We start from the raw sequence: 19,727 nt of genomic DNA on the forward strand, positions 1-19,727 counted from the left end.
GCGATGACCAGTCTGCCCACAAACCGCCTGCGCGATCTCCCGTCAGTCGATCGAGTGCTGAGGACACCGCTCGCGGCCGCGGCGGTCGAGCGCTTCGGGCAGCAGGCCGCGACGCGCGCCATCCGGGATGCGCTCGAAGAAGCACGTGCGGCTTGCCGCACCGGAGCCGCAGTGCCTGAGCCGAGCGACCTCGCCGCCGACGCGCTGGTCCGCCTCAAGGCCGCGGAGCGCCCATCGCTGCGCCCGGTTTTCAACCTGACCGGCACTGTGCTGCACACCAATCTCGGCCGTGCGCTCATCGCGGGCGAAGCTTTAGAGGCGATGCGCGCTGTCATGCGCGAAGCAGTGGCGCTCGAATTCAACATCGCGACAGGCAGACGCGGCGAACGTGACGACCATCTGCGCACCCTCATACGCGAGCTCACCGGGGCCGAGGACGCGACCGTCGTCAACAACAACGCAGCCGCGGTCCTTCTCGTCCTCAACACGCTCTCGCTTGGCCGCGAGGCCATCGTGTCGCGTGGCGAATTGATCGAGATCGGCGGCTCTTTCCGCATGCCGGACATCATGACCCGCGCGGGCGCGAAGCTCGTCGAGGTCGGCACCACCAACCGCACGCATCCCAGGGATTATCTGTCGGCCATCGGTCCGGCGACCGGGCTTCTTTTCAAGGTGCACACATCCAACTACCGGATCGATGGGTTCACGGCACAGGTCCCGGCGCGCGAGCTTTCGGCGATCGCCAGGGAGCGCGGTGTGCCTCTCATCCACGATCTCGGCTCCGGCACCCTCATTGATCTCACACCATACGGACTCACGCACGAGCCTACCGTGGGCGAAGCGATTGCCGACGGTGCCGATCTCGTCACCTTCTCTGGCGACAAGCTCCTCGGAGGGCCGCAGGCAGGTTTCATCGTCGGCCGGAAGGATCTTCTTGCCGAGATCAACCGAAATCCGATGAAGCGGGCGCTTCGCCTCGACAAGCTTCGGCTGGCCGCGCTGGAGGCGACGCTGAAGCTCTACCGCAATCCGGATCGCCTGGTGGAACGCTTGCCGACGCTGAGGCTGCTCGCGCGCCCCGCTGTCGATATTGCCGCGCAGGCCCGGCGCCTCGCTCCCGTCCTTGCCAACGCTCTCGGCGATGAATTTGCAGTGGACGTCGCGGACTGCCGCAGCCAGGTCGGATCGGGCGCAATGCCGCTCGACACCGTGCCGAGCGCCGGGCTTGCCATCAGCCACCGATCAGGAAGCGGTCAGGCCCTGGAAGCGCTCGCGGCAGCATTGCGGGCGCTGCCCGTTCCAGTGATCGGGCGCATCGAAAAGCAGGCGCTCGTGCTCGATCTGCGCTGCCTCGAGGACGAGGCCGGCTTGGCGGCCAATCTCGCGAGCTTCTCTCCAGGAGGCGGCGGTGCGGTGGCTTGATCGTCTCGCGCGCAAGCCGGCCCGGAGATCCGTGGCTGACCAGTTAGCCGTCGCCCTCGACGCTGCCAAATGCGGCGACTACGCCACAGCGCTCGGCATCTGGGAGCCGCTGGCGCGGTCTGGATCGGCTCGCGCCCAAAACAATATCGGCGCCTGCTTCGCCGAGGGCCTCGGCGTCGAGCGTGACGGCAATCTTGCCTTCCGCTGGCTGACGCTCGCCGCCGAAGCCGGCGATCCGGTCGGGCTCCGGAACCTCGCCTCGCTCTGTTTCCGCGGTGAAGGGATCGAGCAGAACTATAGCCGCGCGGCCGAACTCTATCAGGCCGCGGCCGAACAGGGCGACGGACCGGCGCAGGACATGTTGAGCTGGATGCTGCTCGAGGGTGAGGTGATCGAGCCTGACATTGCCGAAGCGCGACGCTGGGCGCTTGCCGCCGCCAAGCAAGGGATCGCATCGGCGATGACCCGTGTCGGCATGCTCTATCACAATGCGCTCGGCGTATCACGCGATCCCGCCGAAGCGGTCCGCTGGTGGCGCAAGGCCTCGTTGCTCGGCGATACGGACGGTCAGGCCATGCTCGGCGCCGCCTACCATCTCGGGGCCGGCGTTCCCGCCGACGCCGTCGAAGCCTACGGCTGGCTCCTGCGCGCGCAAGCAGGCGGCAGCGTCCTCGCAGGCCGGTACATGGACGCGGCGCGCGCTGCGCTCACCGCGGACGAAATCGCCGAGGCCGAGCGCCGCGCCACATCGTCGCTCGAGGGGCCTGTACCATGATCGTCGGGACGGCTGGACATGTCGACCACGGCAAGACGGCGCTGGTGCATGCGCTGACCGGCGTCGACACGGATCGGCTCCAGGAAGAGAAGGCGCGAGGCATGACGATCGATCTCGGCTTCGCCTATCTTCCGACGCCGAGCGGGGACGTCGTCGGCTTCATCGACGTTCCCGGTCATGAGCGCTTCGTGCACACGATGGTCGCCGGCGCCAGCGGCATCGATTTCGTGCTGCTGGTCGTGGCGGCCGACGACGGCGTCATGCCGCAGACGCGTGAACATATGGCGATCATCGATCTCCTTGGTGTCAGGCGTGGGCTGGTCGTGCTTTCGAAGTGCGATCTGGCCGAGCCGGCACGACGCGCGGCTGTCGCCGCCGATATCCGCTCCGCCCTCGTGGGCACTGTCCTGGAGGAGGCTGGGGTCATCCCTGTGTCCGCGGTCACGGGCGAAGGCATAGATGACCTCAAGGGCCGGCTGTTCGAAGAGGCGTTGCGCTTTGACGGACGCTCAGCCTCTGGCCGCTTTCGATTGGCGGTCGACCGCAGCTTTACCCTGCACGGCATCGGTACGGTCGCGACCGGCACCGTCCTTTCAGGCTCCGTCGGTGTCGGCGACAGCGTCGTCGTGAGCCCGTCGGGACTTGCCGCGCGCGTTCGCTCGATCCATGCCCAGAACCGGGTAGCCGAGCGCGGCCGCGCCGGAAGCCGTTGCGCGCTCAATCTGGCCGGTGACGGCGTCAGCAAGGAGGCGATCGGGCGCGGGGATGTGATCCTCGATCCCGCGCTTCACGCGCCGACGGATAGGATCGACGCCGAGCTGCGTGTGCTGCGCAGCGAGCGAAAGCCGATCGGGCAATGGTTCCCGGTGCGGCTCCATCACGCCGCGGCCGAGGTCGGGGCCAGGATCGTTCTTCTCGGCGATGAGCCTATAGCGCCCGGCGGCACGGCCAAGGTCCAGATCGTTTTGGAAAGCCCGATCGCTGCTGTGGCCGGCGACGCCTACGTGATGCGCGACACCTCTGCGCAGCGAACCATAGGCGGCGGGCGCTTCATCGATCTTCGGGCGCCAAGCCGGAAACGCCGTTCACCGGAACGGCTGGCTAGACTCGAAGCGCAAGCTATCCCTGTTCCGGAAAAGGCCGTCGCCGCGCTCCTCGACACACCGCCCCGCTGCCTGGACCTGGGAGCCTTCGCCCGCGATCGCGCGCTCGGTGCCGATGACGTCGCAAGCCTGATCGATCGTCTCGGCCTTGCCACCATTTCCGTCGGTGAGACGCAGTTCGCGGTCTCGTCAATGCGTTGGGCTCGGTTCAAGCGCGACCTGAGCACGATCCTGGAGACCTTTCATGCAGAGAACCCGGATTTGCCGGGCATCGGCATCGAAAAGCTGCGCCTTCAGCTCGATCCCTGTCTTCCCGCGCCGGCCTTCGCTGCCGCCATGCGAAGTCTCGTCCGCGTCGGCCAGATTGAGCTCGACGGCGCGTGGATACGGCTTCCGGGCCATCAGGTCCGTCTCGCGGCCAGAGAGGAAGCACTATGGCGTCAGATCGAGCCGCTGATAGCCGGCCCGGTCAGATTCCAGCCCCCAAGAGTGCGCGACATCGCGGGCGAGCTTGGCAGGCCGGAAGCGGAAATCCGCAAGCTTCTGAAACTTACCGGGCGCATCGGCATGGTCCATGAAGTTGCGCATGATCACTTCTTCCTTCGCTCGGCGCTGGCTGAGATCGTCGAGATCGTCTGCAATCTGGCGGCCGAGCATGACGGGCAGTTCAGCGCCGCACAGTTTCGCGACAGTGCGGGCAGCGGGCGCAAGGTTGCCGTTCACATCCTCGAATTTCTCGACCGACACGGCGTCACCTTGCGGCGCGGCGACCTGCGGCGCATCAACAAACATCGGCTGGACCTGTTTCGCCGTCAGGACGACAATGGTCCACCGGCAGAAGGTTCTGGAGGAGCATCGTCCCCGGTGGGGCGTCCGGACTTCAAATCCGGGAGGGGCCGCGAGCCGGTCCTTGGTGGGTTCGACTCCCACTCTCTTCCGCCATCTTCTTAAAGCCTGGCCATGAACATGTGTCGGATATCTCCGAGGAGATGACGCGATGCCAGCAGCCTTTTTGCTTGAACTGACGACTTCGGCTGAGGCCGCCAAGGCTGCGGAGACCAGTTTCCGGCACGAGGCGGCAAGGCGGATTGCGGCGCTGGAGCAAGACCGCGCATTCGCCTTCAGGCGGCTCAACCTCATGCAGGTGATCGCCGATGCCATGGCCCCGGCGGAAAGTGAGGATATCGCCGTGGCGAGCGCCTTCGCCGCTTTGCGCAGCCGCCTCGGCTGGAATGCAGACAGCGATGCGCGCTTGGAGGTGATCTCGCATTTTGGCCCGGTCGCACAGGCAATGTACGGGGACTCAAGCAGAGACCAATCAGCCAGCATTCACGCCGCGCTCGCGGAGTTTGAGCATTGGTATTCTGAAACCCGGGGCTCCAGCTTTTGGGCCCTGTTTGAGCAGCAAATACCGGACACGCCTGTTGTCGATTTCTGAAAATACAAGTTCATGAAAACCTGCAGATCAGGGTTTCCAGGCACAAAGAACCATCGGCGCAACCGCGACCGATCACATCCCCGATCTCAGCTCGGATAGCTCGCTAGCGCTTCAGATTGGGCCTGATTGTCGCGACCTCTTCTCGCGTGCTCGCATCGGGTAATTCGCTAGGACCATCCGGGTTCGGCGTCGGGCTTTCACGCGTGTCCCTCGGCGGCTTGTCCTTTGGATTGGGGTTATACGGTGTTGGTTTGCGTGCTTTTTCCCGTTTCGGTGATTTCGGCATTGTGCAGGTTCCTTTCCCTGCACAACTTGGGAGAAAGTTTGCGGTTCCACGCAAAGTCAGGAGCCCTGCTTCAGAAACGAATGCAGGATTTGATACCTGCCTTACCCGGGCGGGCCGCGAAGAATCGACGCTCGATCCGGTGGATATGTTGTCGCGATGCGCGGAATCGCGACCCCAGTTTGTGATGGAACGCTACCGGCGAATAGTTAGTTCCTCGTCAAACACACCGATCCGGCGGCGGGTTCGTACCTATGGGAGAGTACAATGAAAATCGGCGGTTGCATGACAAGGAATGTAAAGATCGCGAATCCCGAACAGTCAATTCGCGATGTAGCGCAGATGATGGACAGGCTTGACGCAGGAGCCGTTCCCGTGGCCGACAGTGATCGGCTGGTCGGCATGATAACCGACCGTGACATCGTCATCCGCGGGATAGCGTTGGGCAAGGGACCTGACGCCAAGGTGCGTGATGTCATGAGCTCGGAGGTCAAATACTGTTTCGATGACGAGGAGATCGAGCATGTTCTCGAGAACATGGGCGACCTGCAGGTGCGTCGACTGCCAGTTCTCAACCGAGACAAGCGACTCGTCGGCATCGTCTCCCTTGGCGATCTCGCGAGGAATGGCGAGATGGCAGAGGCTGGAGCGGCATTGAGCGGCATCTCGATGCCGGGCGGCCAGCATTCGCAGACTGCCCATTGACTGACGATCGCCAACTGAGAATGCGACATCGGTCTTTGCGAAGCATCGGCTGACATCGGCCGGGCAAGGCCGCCCAGCCGCGGCTGCTTGGACCTCAAGCGCGTCGCGATCTTTTTAGATTCGCGCCATGCGCCGCATCTTTTCGGCAAAGGCCTCGACCTCCCCTTCGAGGGGTTGCTTGCCTGTGTGGGTGAGGAGATAGGCCGGTGTCAGCGAGAGACGCCGGCTCACCGGTTCGACGATTTCAAGCGAATAATAGCCGATCTGCGTGAAGTACAGCACGCGCGCTCGCACGAAGGCCTCGGTGTCTTGGTAGCCATGCCGTGAAAACATCTCGCGGATGGCGTCGACCCTCGCATCGTCTTCCTCGTTGACGATCCGATGCACCTCGGCCGACTGGCTGGACCAGGCCCGCACGGCGAAATCCAGCCGCGGATTGAACAGCGATTCATCCAGCCAGCATTCGAACACGTTGAGCACCGCCTGCGTTATCGATGCGGCGGGCCGGCCCGCTTGCTCGACGATGAAACGGGTGTTGTTGCTGCGCCAATAGTCCAGCAACTGGTCCAGCAGGTCCTGGCGGCTCTTGAAGTACCAGTAGAAGCTGGAGCGGGAGACGTTCAGCTTCTGCCCGAGCGCAAGGACACGAACGGCTTCAACGCCCTCGGAGATCAGCGTCTCCAGCGCGAGCTTCATCCAGTCCTCGCGCGTCACCTTGGTGTTGCCGGTCAGACCGGGCCGCCGCGCGACTTCATCAGCACTGGAATTTGAGAGCATCGCGGCCCGACCAAATTTAACCGCCGGCTAGATAGACCTGAAACAGCAGCCCTACAATCCTGATGATTGTTCGAGCCATTCCCACAGGTAAGGCGCGAAGCCGCGATCGACGTGGAGCCGAACCCGGTCAGCGTGGCCGAACCGGTAGAACAAGACATTGAGGCCGGCAAAAAGCACCGAAGCCGAACGGCTTGCCTGCTGCGGATCGAGTGTCGTGGCCCTGGCGACCAGCTCAGCCAGACCCGGCCCCTCGATCTCGAACACATGCAGCCCGGCATCCATGATCGAAACCGCGAAACCGCCCTCATGCCAGCCGGCCGCAATGGGCAATGGCCGTTCGCCGACGGCGAGAATGCGATCGCGCGCGATCCGCACGACATAAGCGTCGCCGCTGGCAACCGCGCCGGCTCCAACGCCCTCGCCCGCAAGACCGGAGGCCTGCGACCAGGCTGCGGGGTCGCCGCTGACCAGGAGCTGGTTCAGCCCGCCAGGCGTTCGCACGCTGATGCCACCCTTGTTCAGCACCGCGGTGGCCCAGTCGGGCGCCGGCGGCCACTTTTCGGCAAGGTTACGCATGGAGCCGCTTCCCCTCCGGATCGAAGGCGCACGGCGCAACGATCGTTGCCTGCCGCACGACGCCGAGATGTTGAACGTCGATCGTTTCCCCATGCCGCGCAGCGCCGCGCTCGATGAGCGCCAGCGCGACCGGGCGCCCCAGGGTCGGGCTTCGATAGCTGGAGGTGACGAAGCCTATGCTCCTCAGGCGGCCCCCGCTTTTCTCCACCCCATGCGCGCCGGTCGCCAACGGCGCCTCACCTTCGCGGACCGCGAGGCCGACAAGCTGGTTGCGATTGGCGCCGTTCGCCGCTTCGGTGAAAAGCGAGCGCCGGCCGACGAATTCACCTGTACGTTTGGTGCGCGGCCCCGCCACGCCCAGGTCGTGCGGCATGGTGTTGCCGTCGGTGTCCCTGCCGATGACGATATATCCCTTCTCGGCGCGCAGGATCATCAGCGACTCGAGCCCGAGCAGAACGGCATCGAACGCGCGGCCCTCTTGCTGCATCCGCATCCAAAGCGCCTCGGCCCGATCGGCGCGGACAGAGATTTCGTAGCTTCGGTCGCCGGTGAAGGAGACCCGGGTGATGCGCACCTCGTCGCCGGCAAAACGGCCGGCCGCTACGGCCATGTGCGGCAGGCTGGCTTCGTCCAGCGCAGCACCCAGATCGAGCGCTTCCACCAGTCCGCGCGCGTTCGGCCCCGACACCGTCAAGGTGGCGTATTGCGCGGTGGCGTTGTGGATATAGACCGCATCGCGGCCAAAACGATCCTGCCGCCACTCTTCGAGCCGGGCATGGACGGCGGCGACATGCGACGACGAGCAGGAGACGATGAAGCGGTGCTCGTCCAGACGGACGAGAACGCCGTCGTCGAACACGACGCCGTTTTCCGACAGCATGAAACCGTAGCGGCAATAGCCCGGCTTCAAGGTCGACATGGTGTTGTAATAGATGAAGTCGACGAATTCGGGCGCGCGCGGGCCGATCACTTCGATCTTGCCGAGCGTCGAGCCGTCGAAGAGCGCGACGGACTGCCGGGCGCGCCGCGCCTCCTCCCGGATCGCGGCTCCGGCTTCGCCGCCTCCATAATAGGCCGGCCTCAGCCAGCCGCCATATTCCTGGAAGACTCCACCTGCCGCGCGATGGTTCGCCTCCAGCGGCAGGCGGCGGACCGGGGGGTGCATGCTGCCCCGGCGCGCTCCGGCCAGGCAGGCAAAGGGGACAGGCGTGAATGGCGGCCGGTAGGTCGTGGTGCCGACTTCCGCGATGGCGCGTCCGGTAACATCGGCCAGCAGCGCCAGGCCGTTCAGGTTCGACGTCTTGCCCTGGTCGGTTGCCATGCCGAGCGTCGTGTAGCGTTTCAGATGCTCGACGGAGACGAAGTTCTCCCGCGCCGCAAGCTCGACGTCCTTGGCGGTGACGTCGCTCTGATAGTCGATCCACACACGGCCCTTGGCCTTGGGCTTCGGCCACAGGCTGACGACGCCCAGCGTCGCCTCCGCGCCGGTGCTGCGGGGCGCCGGCGTCGACGAGGAGCCGAACGGGCCGAGGGCCGCCGCACCGCTGGCCAAGGTTTCGGAAAGCGAGACCGTGCCGGCTGCGGCGCCGGCTACGCCGATCCCCTCGACAGACTCACCTGGAACGAAAGCCGCGAGCTGATCGCTCCAGGCGAGCTTGCCCTTGGCCTGCGAGAACAAGTGCACCGTGGGCGTCCAGCCGCCGGAGACGAGCACGCAATCGGCCGCGAGCGCCGTGCCGTCATCGAGCAGGACACCCTGGACCGCATTGCGGCCGCGCGCCGCCGCAATCGTGCGCCCCGGCAGAATGCGAATACCGGCCTTCGCTTGCGCGCCGGCGTCACGCCGGCAATCGACAACCGTCACAGAGGTGCCGGCCGCCGCCAGCGCCGAGGCCGGCTCGTAGGCGCTGTCGTTGTTGGTCGCGACCACGATCTGTCGGCCGACAAGCACGCCATGCCGGCGCAGATAGGCAAGTGCGGCGTCGGCAGAGAGGATGCCCGGAAGATCGTTGTTGGCCAACGGAACGGGCCGTTCGATCGCCCCCGTCGCCAGCACGATGCGGCGTGGCCGCACGCGCCACAGCGTGTCAGGCCGGCTGTCGCGGTGCCGCTGGTTGAGCGCGACCAGATTGTGATCGTAGAGGCCGAAGGCGGTCGTTTCCATGAGCACGATCTGACCGTCGCTCTTCAGCCTGGCCACGGTAGCCTCGGCCCACGCCGTCCCTTCCATGCCATCGACTTTGCCGGCGCGGTGGCGCAGCGATCCGCCGGGATGCGTCCAGTCGTCCACCAGGACGACCGAGTGCCCAGCCGCCGCGGCGCCGGCAGCCGCGGCGAGGCCAGCCGGTCCGGCACCGACCACCAGGACGTCGCAATGATGGTTGATCTGGTCCGCGGCCTCACGTGGCTTCCAGTCGTGGTCGACGATGCCGAGTCCAGCCATGGCGCGGATGCGCGGCTCGAACAGGTGCCAGTCCGGCCACATGAAGGTCTTGTAATAGAAGGCGGCCGGCAGGAAGCGGGCAAAACGGTCCAGCATCGCGTTGCGGTCGGCCAGCGCCGTTGGCGAAGCGTTGACGCTCTTGACGACGATACCGTCGCTCGCCGGCACAGTCGTCGCCCGCGCATTCGGCACCCGGCCGCCCGCGCCCTCGATATCGACCAACGCGTTGGGTTCCTCGACACCCGAACCCCAGATGCCGCGCGGCCGATGATATTTGAAGCTGCGGCAGACAACGGCCTGGCCGCTGGCCAGCAAGGCGGAGGCGATCGTGTCGCCGGCAAAACCTTCGACGCGCCTGCCGTCGAAGGAGAAGGTCAGTGGGCGGGCGCGATCGATATCGCTGCCGCCACTAGCGAGACGGGACGCGCTCATGCGCCGTGCTCCGTTTCGCCGAGCGCGGAAGAACCCGAGACCTTGTGGCTGACGCTGTCGCGGCTCATCGCGAAGAACTCCCCGCAGGTCAGATGCATCCAGATCTCGCGGGTCGGCCCCTTCGGATTGTCGCGCATATGGAGATAGCCGGCCCAGCGCTCGGCCGTCACGTCGGTGCCGTCGGGCCTCAGATTGCCGGCTTCGCCGCCATAGTGAAATTCGCTTTCTTCGCGCGGCCCGCAGAACGGGCAGGGAAAGAGCTGCATCTCTTCTACACCTTCAATGGGCAATGCCGGAGCCGGCGGCCTCGTCGATCAGCCGCCCGCGGGCGAAGCGGTCGAGATCGAAGGGCCGGCTGATGTCGTGGTGCCTGCCGGTGGCAAGCAGATGGGCAAGCAGCGTGCCGCCGGCGGGGATCGCCTTGAAGCCGCCGGTGCCCCAGCCGCAATTGAGGAACAGGCCGGGGAGCGGCGATTCACCGATGATGGGCGAGGAGTCAGGGACGACATCGACGATGCCCGCCCATTGCCGCATCATCTTCAGCTGGCCGAAGATCGGGAACATTTCGAGCATGCCGGCGATCACGCCCTCAAGCACCGGCAGGTTGCCGCGCTGGCCGTAGGAGGGGATGCGGTCGAGCGCGCCGCCGATGACCAGTTCGCCCTTGTCCGACTGGCTGACATAAACGCCCGTGTCCGGCGAGATCACCACCGTGTCGAGGATCGGCTTGACCGGCTCCGACACGCAGGCCTGCAGCGCGTAGGAATTGATCGGCAGCCGGAACCCCGCCTTCGCCGCCAGCACCGAGGAATGGCCGGCCACCGCCATTCCGGTGCGCTCGGCGCGGATCGCGCCGCGCGAGGTGACGACGCCGCGGCAGCGGCCGTTCTCGATGATGAAGTCGGTGATCTCGCAGTTCTGGATGATGTCGACGCCGAGACGGCTTGCGGCGCGCGCATAGCCCCAGGCCACCGCATCATGACGGGCGGTGCCGCCGCTCGGCTGCCAGGTTCCGCCGTAGACCGGGTAGCGGGCATCCGGACCGAAATTGTAGATCGGCACGACGCGTCGCACGTCCTCGACCGAGAACAGCTCGCAATCAATGCCGTTGACCTGGATGGCGTTCACGGACCGGGCGGCGGTTTCCATGCCCGCTTCGCTATGCGCGAGGGTCAGGATGCCGCGCGCGGAAAACATCACGTTGTAGTTCAGGTCCTTCGACAACGTCTTGTAGAGGCTGTGGGCGAGCCCGTAGATCGCCGCGCTTTCGGGATAGAAGTAATTGGAACGCACCACGGTGGTGTTGCGGCCGGTGTTGCCGCCGCCGATCCAGCCCTTCTCCAGCAACGCCACGTTGGTGACGCCGTGGTTCTTGGCCAGATAATAGGCCGTGGCGAGACCATGGCCGCCGCCGCCGATGATGATGGCGTCATAGCTCGCCTTCGGATCGGGGGAGCGCCAGGCCTTTTCCCATCCGGTCTGGCCGGCGATGCCTTCCCTGAGGAGCGAAAGCGCCGAATAGTGTCTTGTCATGCGTTCGAACCCGCCTCACCGCATGGTTGACTTGGCGCGTATCCGCACGCGGCTCCGGTGACCCAGCGCCAAGCCCGCGCAATCGGTTCGCACCGCCCTCGAAACCCCATGATCCCTTCCGTCCGCTGCTGATCGACGAACGCCGGCGACTCCGGCGCAGCGTGAACTTAGCGCGAATGTACACCTGTGTCCATTCGGTGCGGAGGCGACCTATGGACTGGGGAATGCCGGCGTCTAAGCGAATGTCGGATATGACGGCGCCTCCAGTGCCTGAACCGCAAACCATAGTATTTTATCTAAATTTTTAAGAAGATTTGAGGCATTAACTAACTATTAATATATCGCTTAACTTTTTGATTTTTTTACTTATGGTGCCATGAAGGGGGTAGTTTGAATATCGGAGAATGGGGCGACTTCTCCTATGCGGAAAGTTTTAGAAAGTGCAAAAAGAGATTTTGAAGAAGACTGCGCTACGAACAGTGGATCGGATCCGTTCTATCCCAGCCAGAATTTGACGCCCGCAAACCATGAGACCTCTCATTTGCCCCGGTTGCACCATCAGACTCCAGCCGGGCACGCAAGCGTGACCGCCGTAGCGAAGCTGGACGCAGCACCTTCGCGGCAGGACCTGCATGCATTGCCGACAGTGCAGCTTGGGGGCCTGCCCGTCACGGTGGTCGACCGGCAGGGCGCCGCCCGCCTGATGATCGCGGCGGCGCGGCAGCACCGCCGCGGCAGCCGTCCCTATTATTTCACTTCCGCCAATGGCGAAGTCATCGCCCAGGCGCGCGCGAAATCGGAAATAGCCGCCCTCTTCCGCGACGCCGATCAGATCTTCGCGGACGGCCAGCCGCTTGTGCTCGCCTCGCGCCTCTTGTGCCGCACGCCGCTGCCCGAACGGGTGGCTACCACCGATCTGTTCCATGACGTTGCAAGGCTGGCCGAGAACGAGGCCGCGACCTTCTACCTGCTGGGGTCGACGGAGGCCGGCAACGCCAAGGCGGTAGCGGCGATCAGGGCCAGCTATCCGCGCCTGCGCATCGTCGGCCACAGCCACGGCTATCTCACCGGCGATGCGCTTGAGAAGAAGCTCGACGAGATCAACACGCTGGCGCCGGACATATTGTGGCTGGGCCTCGGCGTTCCGCGCGAGCAGATCTTTGTCCGCGATTATGCGCCGCGGCTCTCGAATGTCGGTGTGATCAAGACCTCCGGCGGGCTCTTCGACCATGTCGCCGGCAAGGTCCGCCGCGCGCCGCTCTGGGTCCAGAAGGCCGGCTTCGAATGGCTCTGGCGCATGCTGATGGAGCCGCGCCGGCTCTTCTGGCGCTATTTCACCACCAATCCCCGCGCTCTCTATGCCTTGTTGAGGTATTCCCAATGACAGCCGAACATTCGCCTCGTCCGCTGCCGGTGGGAGCCGACACCGAGATCGCCATTGTTGGCGGCGGGCTCTCCGGGACGCTTGCCGCAACCCTCCTCGGACGGGCGGGCTACCGTGTCACCCTGATCGACCGCTATGCCGTTTTTCCACGCGAATTCCGTGTCGAGAAGATCGCCGGCGACCAGATTGAAAAACTGCGCCGGATCGGCCTCCTGGACAGTCTTTCCGCGGCCGCTGCGGCATTCGACGAGATCGTCAACGTGCGCAAGGGACGTGTGCTCGACCGCACGCGCGCCCGCCACTACGGCATTTTCTACGATGACCTCGTCAGCGCGATGCGCGCCGAGCTGCCCGAGACCGTGCGCTTCATTGCCGGCCGGGTAAGCGCGGTTGAGGCGGGCCCCGAGCGCCAGCGTGTGTCGATCATCGGGCAGGAAGATGTGACGGCTCGTCTCCTCGTGCTCGCTACTGGCATGGGGGATATTCTGCGGCGCGACCTCGGCATCGAGCGCCGGTTCGTCCACCAGCGGCAGTCGCTGACCTTCGGCTTCAATATCCGGCCGGCGGGCGCGAGCGCCTTCAAGCACCCGGCGCTGACCTATTACGGCGAGCGGGTCTCCGACGGCATCGACTACCTGAACTTCTTCCCGGCCGGCGGCGTCACGCGCGCCAATCTCTTTGTTTTCCGCGAGCATAACGACCCGTGGGTGAAAGCGCTGCGCGACCGTCCCCGCGAAACGCTCACCGAAACGCTCCCGGGACTTGTCAACGCATTCGGCGATTTCGAGGTCATCGACCGCGTCTCGAGCTGGCTCACCGACCTCACCGTCGCCGAGAACTGCAAGCGCGATGGCGTCGTCCTGATCGGAGACGCCTATCAGACATCCTGTCCCGCTGCCGGAACCGGCGTCAGCCGGCTGCTCACCGATGTCGAACGGCTTTGCATGGTTCACGTGCCGCAATGGATGGCCACGCCCGGCATGGCGGCGGCGAAGATCGCCGCTTTCTATGACGATCCGGCGAAGCTGGCGATGGACGAACATGCGCTCCAACTCGCGAATTTCCGCCGCAGCCTGACCATCGATACCGACCTGCGCTGGCGCGCGCGCCGGCAAGTCCACTTCAGCCGCCGCCGCATCCTGCATGAGATCGACAACCTGAGCCCGAGTTTCGCCGCGAGGCTGCGCGGCCTCAAGCGGCCGAAGGTCGAAGCCGCCTCCTGATCGCGGACCGTCGGCTGGCACATAACGCCAGATGGCCGCGCCCGTGCATCAAGGTGCCCGGCCAATTCGCGACTTCGAAGCGCGCGTAAAGCATTCAAACCGATTCGCTTCGACCGCCAGATTTCAGGAAGATTCGGTTGCCTCGTCGGGAGCCGGGGGCACCATGACGGGAGCCGGCTTGGCCTTCTTGCCATGCGCCGCTTCCCGGACACGCCGGGCAAATGCCTTGGCTGCCGGCAATTTCTCCACCGTCAGATGCGCCGCATAGCCGAGCGGACTCCCAGCACGGTAGATCTGCCACATCGGTGAAGGCCGTCCGCCGAAGATGCGCTTGTAGGGCTCGTCGCCGATGGTGAAATCGAGGTGGTGATCGCCGCGCTCGATACAGTCGCGGGCGATCTGCTCGAACATCAGGCTGCCGATCGACTGCTTCCTGTAGCCGGCCTCGTCGAAGCCGCCGAGAATGACCAGGAGCGAGCCGCGATGCTCGAGGCCCAGCGCCCCGGCAATCGGCCGGCCGTTCATCCAGAACGCGTAGGTGCGGGCGAAACCGCCGCATCCCTCATTGGCGACGGCCAGGTAGAAATCGAAATAGGAAGGAACCTGCAGGAGGTCGGCGGGACCATTGCTGCCGTCGAAGCGTTTGCCGCGATAGAGCTTGAGGGCATCGAACGTCGTGCGGATGGCGTCCGGGCCGCCCACGCACTCGAAGCGCGCCTCCCCCATACGGTTGAGCTGGCGGGATTTCTTGTCGAGCTCCTTGCGATAGGACTGGTCCAGCCGATGCTCGCGCCAGCCGGCGAATGTCGGCTCCAGCTTGCTGGAATAGGCGCTCATGCCCATGCTGTCGCGCTTGTCGATGCCGAACAGCCGTTCCATCGCCAGCGAGCGGTCAGCCAGCTTGCCGATGCGCAGGAGATCGTAGGGCCGCAGAAGCTTTCGGATGGCGGCGACCGTGCGGCTGTCGGCGAGGATGCGGGCGAACGTCTCCTCGTCGGCGACCGGCGACACATAGTCGGAAACCCGCATATCGGCGAATTCCACGACCCTCAGCAGCGTGTACCGGCGCCTCACCAGAGGCAGGATCATCGCGAGCTTCCCGCTTACGCGCGCGCGAACGACGATGACTAGCGGCGTGGCGCCGCCTTGCCGCACGATCTTCTCGTACAGTTGCGCCAGCCATATGGGATGCTGGAAGGCGGTCGCCGCCGAACTGGCGAAGAGCTCGGCGTATTCCGTCGAACGGAAATCGAACGCATCCTCGACAGTGACTTCAAACATGTGATCCGAACCGGGCGGGAACAGCGGTCTATCGACGACGTCTTGCGCTTCAGGTCAAGATCGGTCGCCGGGATAGTTGGAATCTTGGTATATGCGTAAAATGCTAATGTTGCGTTGCACCGTGGCTGGGCGCATGCGGCTCAGCCGGTTCGGGATCGCAAGTCGCCGTGAAAGTCGAAGTCGGAGTTTGCGTGTAACCCCGATGTAAGCATTTTGGGCTAGTCTTTCGCTCCTCATTGTCGGAACTATCGGAACCCGAATAGAAAAATAGACGCGGACGGCAAGACATGCTGGCGATCGAAGTCATCGTTCCGCAATCGGCGCCTCGGCGCTGGCAGCAGGTCGCAATAGAGCGGCTGGCGGCGGACGGCCACGATGTCGCGGTGCTGCATCAGCCCGGACCGGCAGGCTGGCCTGCCGCGGCAAAAGCCGCCTTCCGGTTCGAGCAACGTCTTTTCCGGCGGCACGGCCCCCATCTTGCCGACCGGGTGCACGCAATCCAGGCAAGGCCCGGCAATCGCCCTGCCGCGTTGAGGCTCGACCTTGCCGGCAATGCGGCGCTATCGGACGTTCCCACGATCGGCCTTCTGTTCGACGGATCCCGCGCCGATCTTTCGGCGGCAACTGCTGTCGCGACCGGAAGGCTGCCGGTGATCGAGGCCGTACTCGACAGAAAAGCGGTGGTCGGGCAGGCGCGGCCGATGGTCGACAAGCGCGAATCCACGGCGCTCGGCACCGAGGATGTGTTCGCCCGGGCCATCACCCTGGTTCGCTCGGTCGCCCGCGCGTTCGCAGCGGGCCGGCTGCCGCACGAGGCAACTGCCGAAACTCGCGGTCACGGCGAGCGGGCCTCCACCGCATTCACCTCCGCCTATCTCGGCGCGGCGCTGCCGCGGCTTGGCCGGGAAGCGCTCCGGCGCGCGCGCTTTCGCCATGCGCATTGGCGGGTCGGCTACCGCTTCACCGATGCACCAGGCGTCGCGGAAACGGCCACGCTCGGGACCGGCTGGTCGGTGTTGCCCGACCCCGGCGATCATTTCTATGCCGACCCGTTCCCCTTTTGGTGGCAGGACCAGCCCTTCGTGTTCGTCGAGGACTATCCGCACGCCACCGGCAAGGCGGTCATCTCCGTCGTTCCATTCGATGCGGGCGGCCTCCCCGGTACGCCCCGGGTCGTGCTGGAGGAAGCGCATCACCTCTCCTACCCGCAGGTGTTCGAGCGCGACGGCGCCGTCTGGATGCTGCCGGAGGCGAGCGCCGGCGGCAGGCTCATGCTCTACCGCGCCTCGAGCTTTCCGGACGGTTGGGTTCCCGAAGCCGTGTTGGTCGAAGGCGAGATTTCCGATGCCACCTTGTTGGAGCATGACGGGCTCTTCTGGCTGTTCGCCACGGATCGGGACGGTCATGGAAGCACATCCGACATGCTGGTGGTTTTCTCGGCTCCCGCGCTCACCGGCCCGTGGCGGCCGCATCCGGCGAACCCGATCCTGATCGACCATCGCATGGCTCGCCCCGGCGGAGCCTTCGTCCGCAATCGCGAGGGCCGCATCCTCCTTCCGGTGCAGGACGGAACGCTCGGCTATGGCGGCGGGCTTGGCCTGGCCGAACTGCTGCAACTCGACCAGCAGGCGGTGCGGCTGTCGGCGCCCCGTCCGATCGATGCGGCGGGCGACTGGCCCTATCCGAAGATCCACACGCTCAACCGGGCGGGCCGGCTGGAGGTGATCGACGGGATCGCTGCCGTGCGAAAGCGATCAGGCAAGAAGTAGCGCCTCGTAGCCCGCGCACATCCTTGCCGGCGAATATTTGTCCCGCAGCCGCCGTCCGGCCGCCGAAAGCCTGGCCTTGAACTCCGGCCGTGCGAACAAGTCGGCAAGCCCCTTGGCCATGCCGGCGGCGTCGGCCTCGACGAACAGCGCGGCGAGAGAGCCGTCCTCGGCGGTCAGCACCTCGCGCAAGACATCGAGGTTGCTCGCAACGACCGGCAGCCCGGAAATCGCCGCTTCGACGCAGGCGAGACCGAAGGTCTCCATCATCGACGGAAACGCGTAGGCGTCGCCGGCCGCGAGGAATTCGAAGATGCGCGCCGGAGGAACCTCGCCGACGAGATGCAGGCGGTTCGCCACGCCGCGGCTCTCGGCAAAAGCGACGAGCGTCTCGCGCTCCGGCCCCGCGCCGGCGAGCGCAATATGGACATCAGGCAATCGGTCGAGCGCCCCGACAAGCGCGATCTGGTTCTTCATGCGCGTCAGCCGGCCGGACGAAACGGCCAGCCATACATCCCGCGGCAAGCCGAAGGCGGCGCGCGCCGCCGCCTTGTCGAATTCCTCGCCCGGTGCGGGCACGCCGTGGTCGATACGGTGGATACGCCGCCGATAGGATTGCGGATAGCGATCGAATTGCGCTTCCGTCCAGCCGGAATTGACGACATTCGCCTGGTAGAGGCCGGCCATGCCCATCAGCTTGTCGATCTGCGAGAGCAGCCCCATGACCCCCTTGCTGTGCGGGGCGCCGCTCTGATTTGCGACGATGTGCCTGACGCCGGCGAGCCTGGCGCCGATCGTGCCGAAGATATTACCGTAGTGCTGGTAGGTGATGACGGCGTCGGGGCGTGCCGCGCGCAGATAATGCACCAGGCCGATGGTCGCCCGCATCTGTCCGGGCAGTCCGCGCGGCTGCTCCGTCAGGATGAAATCCGCATGGGGATCGCCGTCATAAGCTTCGGTCTTCCGGTACATGAAGACGGTGCGCACCTGGTGCCCGCGCGCCCGCAATCCTTCGCCCACCATGTCGGAGACGCGTTGCGCCCCCGCGGCCTCGGCCTGGGTCTGCACCTGAACGATCTTCACGTGCGCCCTCTCGGGAGCGCCTGGGGCACCAGACCGATCCTATCCAGGGACAGGCCGAGGATCGACGGGTTGATGCCGATTCTGCGCCGAGCGATCGACACCCCGAAGGCGGTCCAGGCGACGACGGTTCCGGCGATGCTGAGCGCGGCGCCAATCGGTCCGAGATAGTAGGTTGCCACGGCCGTCACGCAAAGTCCGACGATGTTGACGACGACAAGCACCTTGAACAGCGCATGTTGCAGGCCGGTCAACTGCAGCAGGATTTCGATCGGGCCGCAGGCGGTGCCGAATGTCGCCCCTATGCCGAAGATGACGAGCGTTGCCCTCATGGTCGGCGTCGCATAGGCCGTATTGAAGATGGACAGGATGAGATTGCCGAAAATCCAGAACGCCGCCAGCACGCAGAGCGCAATCGCCGAGCCGCCAAGGGCTGCAAGACTGGTGATGCGCTGAACGTGTGCCCTGTCGCCGCTGTAGAAGGCGGCCGATATCTGCGGCGCCAGCGCCTGGTTGATGCCGTTGAGGGCAAGGGTCACGAAACGCGTGGTCCGGTCCGCCACGAAGATCGCGCCGGCCGCCTCCGGCCCCAGGATCATCGCCACGAGCAGTGTGCTGACCTGGCCGAGGGCCGGCGGCAGTGAGGTGACGCCCCACAGGCCGAGCGTGACGGTCTTGAATTCCTGCTTTTGTCCTTCCGTGAGACGGCCCCGGTCGGCGCGCGCCGTGTCGCGCACCAGAAGCACCGTTTGCGGAACGACGGAGAGGATGAGCAGCAAGGCCGTCAGGTAGGTCGCCGCCACCGCGCTCATTTTGACATGCAGGACATGGAGGACGAGAACGGCGACGATCGTCGCCGCGCGCCAGATGATGTCCCGCGGCAACAGGCCGGATATCAGCGCATTCTTGGCCCGGAATGCGCCGGAGGTGAATTCCGACCAGCCGAGCGAGAAGGACAGCACCGCGGCCGCCACGCAGAGCGGGAGCCATTCCGGCGCTCCCCTGCCGACGAATGGCAGGAACCCCACGACGATCATGAGCAGGCTGGTGGCAACAAGTCCTGCCAGCGCCACGAGAATGGCGCGCGCCATCAGCCCGTGGGCCGAGCCGAGGTCGCCCAATCCGGCATATTGTGGCCAGAACCTGAGCACGGTGCTCTGCTGGCCAACCGAAGCGAAGAAGGAGACCAGGCTCGCGCCGGCGTAGGTCGCGCTGTAAAGGCCGAACTGCCGTTCGTCCGTCACCATCGCCACGGCCACGAACATCAGGAAGGACAGGCCAGCGCTGGCTAGCTTGATGATGCCGGCCACGGCGCCGCTCTTGGCAAGCGCCGTGATCGACATGCGCATGTCGGTCGCCGGGCTGGCCGCTGCCCCCGGGGCGGCCTCGCGGTCCCCTGAATTGTCCTTCAACCTCGCCTCCTGAGACGATCGGCGATGGGCTACCCCGCACCTACGACGACGCTCAAAACCCGATCCTGCATAAGCAAAATGCCGCAACCGCGCC

At 65.3% G+C, this 19,727-nt stretch carries 15 protein-coding genes, 1 tRNA gene and 1 pseudogene; 9 read left to right on the forward strand and 8 right to left on the reverse strand.

What is annotated here, in order from left to right:
- The first annotated feature begins 3 nt into the window (after positions 1 to 3).
- The 6 genes and pseudogenes from selA to RFN28_RS03420 all read left to right on the forward strand — a co-directional run bounded on the left by selA (position 4) and on the right by RFN28_RS03420 (position 5,726).
- On the forward strand, positions 4 to 1,422 hold the full coding sequence (gene selA / locus RFN28_RS03395; RefSeq protein ID WP_320285962.1) for an L-seryl-tRNA(Sec) selenium transferase: 1,419 nt from the start codon (positions 4 to 6) through the stop codon (positions 1,420 to 1,422).
- Entirely contained in the window at positions 1,409 to 2,197 is a 789-nt protein-coding gene (locus tag RFN28_RS03400) for a tetratricopeptide repeat protein (RefSeq protein ID WP_320285963.1), read from the forward strand. The genes selA and RFN28_RS03400 overlap by 14 nt, the downstream gene beginning before the upstream one ends.
- Positions 2,194 to 4,020: pseudogene (selB, locus tag RFN28_RS03405) on the forward strand (selenocysteine-specific translation elongation factor); the annotation flags it as partial. The gene RFN28_RS03400 and the pseudogene selB, both read left to right, overlap by 4 nt.
- Before the next feature lie 126 nt (positions 4,021 to 4,146).
- Positions 4,147 to 4,242: transfer RNA gene (locus tag RFN28_RS03410), tRNA-Sec, on the forward strand.
- Between the two features lie 55 nt (positions 4,243 to 4,297).
- The gene (locus RFN28_RS03415; RefSeq protein WP_320285964.1) at positions 4,298 to 4,738 is read left to right on the forward strand and encodes a hypothetical protein; all 441 of its coding nucleotides are present in this window, start codon (positions 4,298 to 4,300) and stop codon (positions 4,736 to 4,738) included.
- A 550-nt stretch (positions 4,739 to 5,288) separates the two neighbouring features.
- Positions 5,289 to 5,726 (forward strand): CBS domain-containing protein, encoded by a 438-nt coding sequence (locus RFN28_RS03420; protein WP_320285965.1) that lies wholly within the window; start codon positions 5,289 to 5,291, stop codon positions 5,724 to 5,726.
- 114 nt (positions 5,727 to 5,840) lie between these two features.
- On the opposite strand, the gene RFN28_RS03425 is transcribed toward RFN28_RS03420, so the two are convergent.
- From RFN28_RS03425 to RFN28_RS03445, 5 genes are all read right to left on the reverse strand, one after another.
- Complete coding sequence (locus RFN28_RS03425) at positions 5,841 to 6,422, reverse strand: TetR/AcrR family transcriptional regulator (protein ID WP_320285966.1); 582 nt, start codon at positions 6,420 to 6,422, stop codon at positions 5,841 to 5,843.
- 132 nt (positions 6,423 to 6,554) lie between these two features.
- Complete coding sequence (locus RFN28_RS03430; protein ID WP_320285967.1) at positions 6,555 to 7,079, reverse strand: hypothetical protein; 525 nt, start codon at positions 7,077 to 7,079, stop codon at positions 6,555 to 6,557.
- On the reverse strand, positions 7,072 to 9,954 hold the full coding sequence (locus RFN28_RS03435) for a sarcosine oxidase subunit alpha family protein (RefSeq protein ID WP_320285968.1): 2,883 nt from the start codon (positions 9,952 to 9,954) through the stop codon (positions 7,072 to 7,074). Before RFN28_RS03435 ends, RFN28_RS03430 begins: the two co-directional genes overlap by 8 nt.
- A complete protein-coding gene (locus tag RFN28_RS03440; protein WP_320285969.1) occupies positions 9,951 to 10,220 on the reverse strand; it encodes a sarcosine oxidase subunit delta in 270 nt (89 codons plus the stop codon). The genes RFN28_RS03435 and RFN28_RS03440 overlap by 4 nt, the downstream gene beginning before the upstream one ends.
- 13 nt (positions 10,221 to 10,233) lie before the next feature.
- Positions 10,234 to 11,487 (reverse strand): sarcosine oxidase subunit beta family protein, encoded by a 1,254-nt coding sequence (locus tag RFN28_RS03445; protein ID WP_320285970.1) that lies wholly within the window; start codon positions 11,485 to 11,487, stop codon positions 10,234 to 10,236.
- A 583-nt stretch (positions 11,488 to 12,070) separates the two neighbouring features.
- On the opposite strand from RFN28_RS03445, the gene RFN28_RS03450 reads away from it, so the two are divergent.
- Both RFN28_RS03450 and RFN28_RS03455 read left to right on the forward strand, forming a co-directional pair.
- Complete coding sequence (locus RFN28_RS03450; RefSeq protein ID WP_430677136.1) at positions 12,071 to 12,871, forward strand: WecB/TagA/CpsF family glycosyltransferase; 801 nt, start codon at positions 12,071 to 12,073, stop codon at positions 12,869 to 12,871.
- A complete protein-coding gene (locus RFN28_RS03455) occupies positions 12,868 to 14,094 on the forward strand; it encodes an FAD-dependent oxidoreductase (protein WP_320285971.1) in 1,227 nt (408 codons plus the stop codon). The genes RFN28_RS03450 and RFN28_RS03455 overlap by 4 nt, the downstream gene beginning before the upstream one ends.
- 123 nt (positions 14,095 to 14,217) lie before the next feature.
- Here the strand turns inward: RFN28_RS03455 and RFN28_RS03460 are convergent, their stop codons facing one another.
- Positions 14,218 to 15,375 (reverse strand): GNAT family N-acetyltransferase, encoded by a 1,158-nt coding sequence (locus RFN28_RS03460; protein ID WP_320285972.1) that lies wholly within the window; start codon positions 15,373 to 15,375, stop codon positions 14,218 to 14,220.
- Positions 15,376 to 15,662: 287 nt separating this feature from the next.
- Between RFN28_RS03460 and RFN28_RS03465 the strand changes: the two genes are divergently transcribed.
- Positions 15,663 to 17,144, forward strand: coding sequence for a glucosamine inositolphosphorylceramide transferase family protein (locus RFN28_RS03465; protein ID WP_320285973.1), 1,482 nt, complete (start codon positions 15,663 to 15,665; stop codon positions 17,142 to 17,144).
- Here the strand turns inward: RFN28_RS03465 and RFN28_RS03470 are convergent.
- Together RFN28_RS03470 and RFN28_RS03475 are read right to left on the reverse strand one after the other, a co-directional pair.
- The gene (locus RFN28_RS03470; protein ID WP_320285974.1) at positions 17,130 to 18,224 is read right to left on the reverse strand and encodes a glycosyltransferase family 4 protein; all 1,095 of its coding nucleotides are present in this window, start codon (positions 18,222 to 18,224) and stop codon (positions 17,130 to 17,132) included. The genes RFN28_RS03465 and RFN28_RS03470 overlap by 15 nt on opposite strands.
- Positions 18,221 to 19,633: a lipopolysaccharide biosynthesis protein gene (locus tag RFN28_RS03475; RefSeq protein ID WP_320285975.1), complete on the reverse strand. Its 1,413-nt coding sequence runs from the start codon at positions 19,631 to 19,633 to the stop codon at positions 18,221 to 18,223. The genes RFN28_RS03470 and RFN28_RS03475 overlap by 4 nt, the downstream gene beginning before the upstream one ends.
- Between the last annotated feature and the right edge of the window lie 94 nt (positions 19,634 to 19,727).

The sequence above is a fragment of the Mesorhizobium album genome, assembly GCF_033977205.1.
GTDB lineage: Bacteria > Pseudomonadota > Alphaproteobacteria > Rhizobiales > Rhizobiaceae > Mesorhizobium > Mesorhizobium album.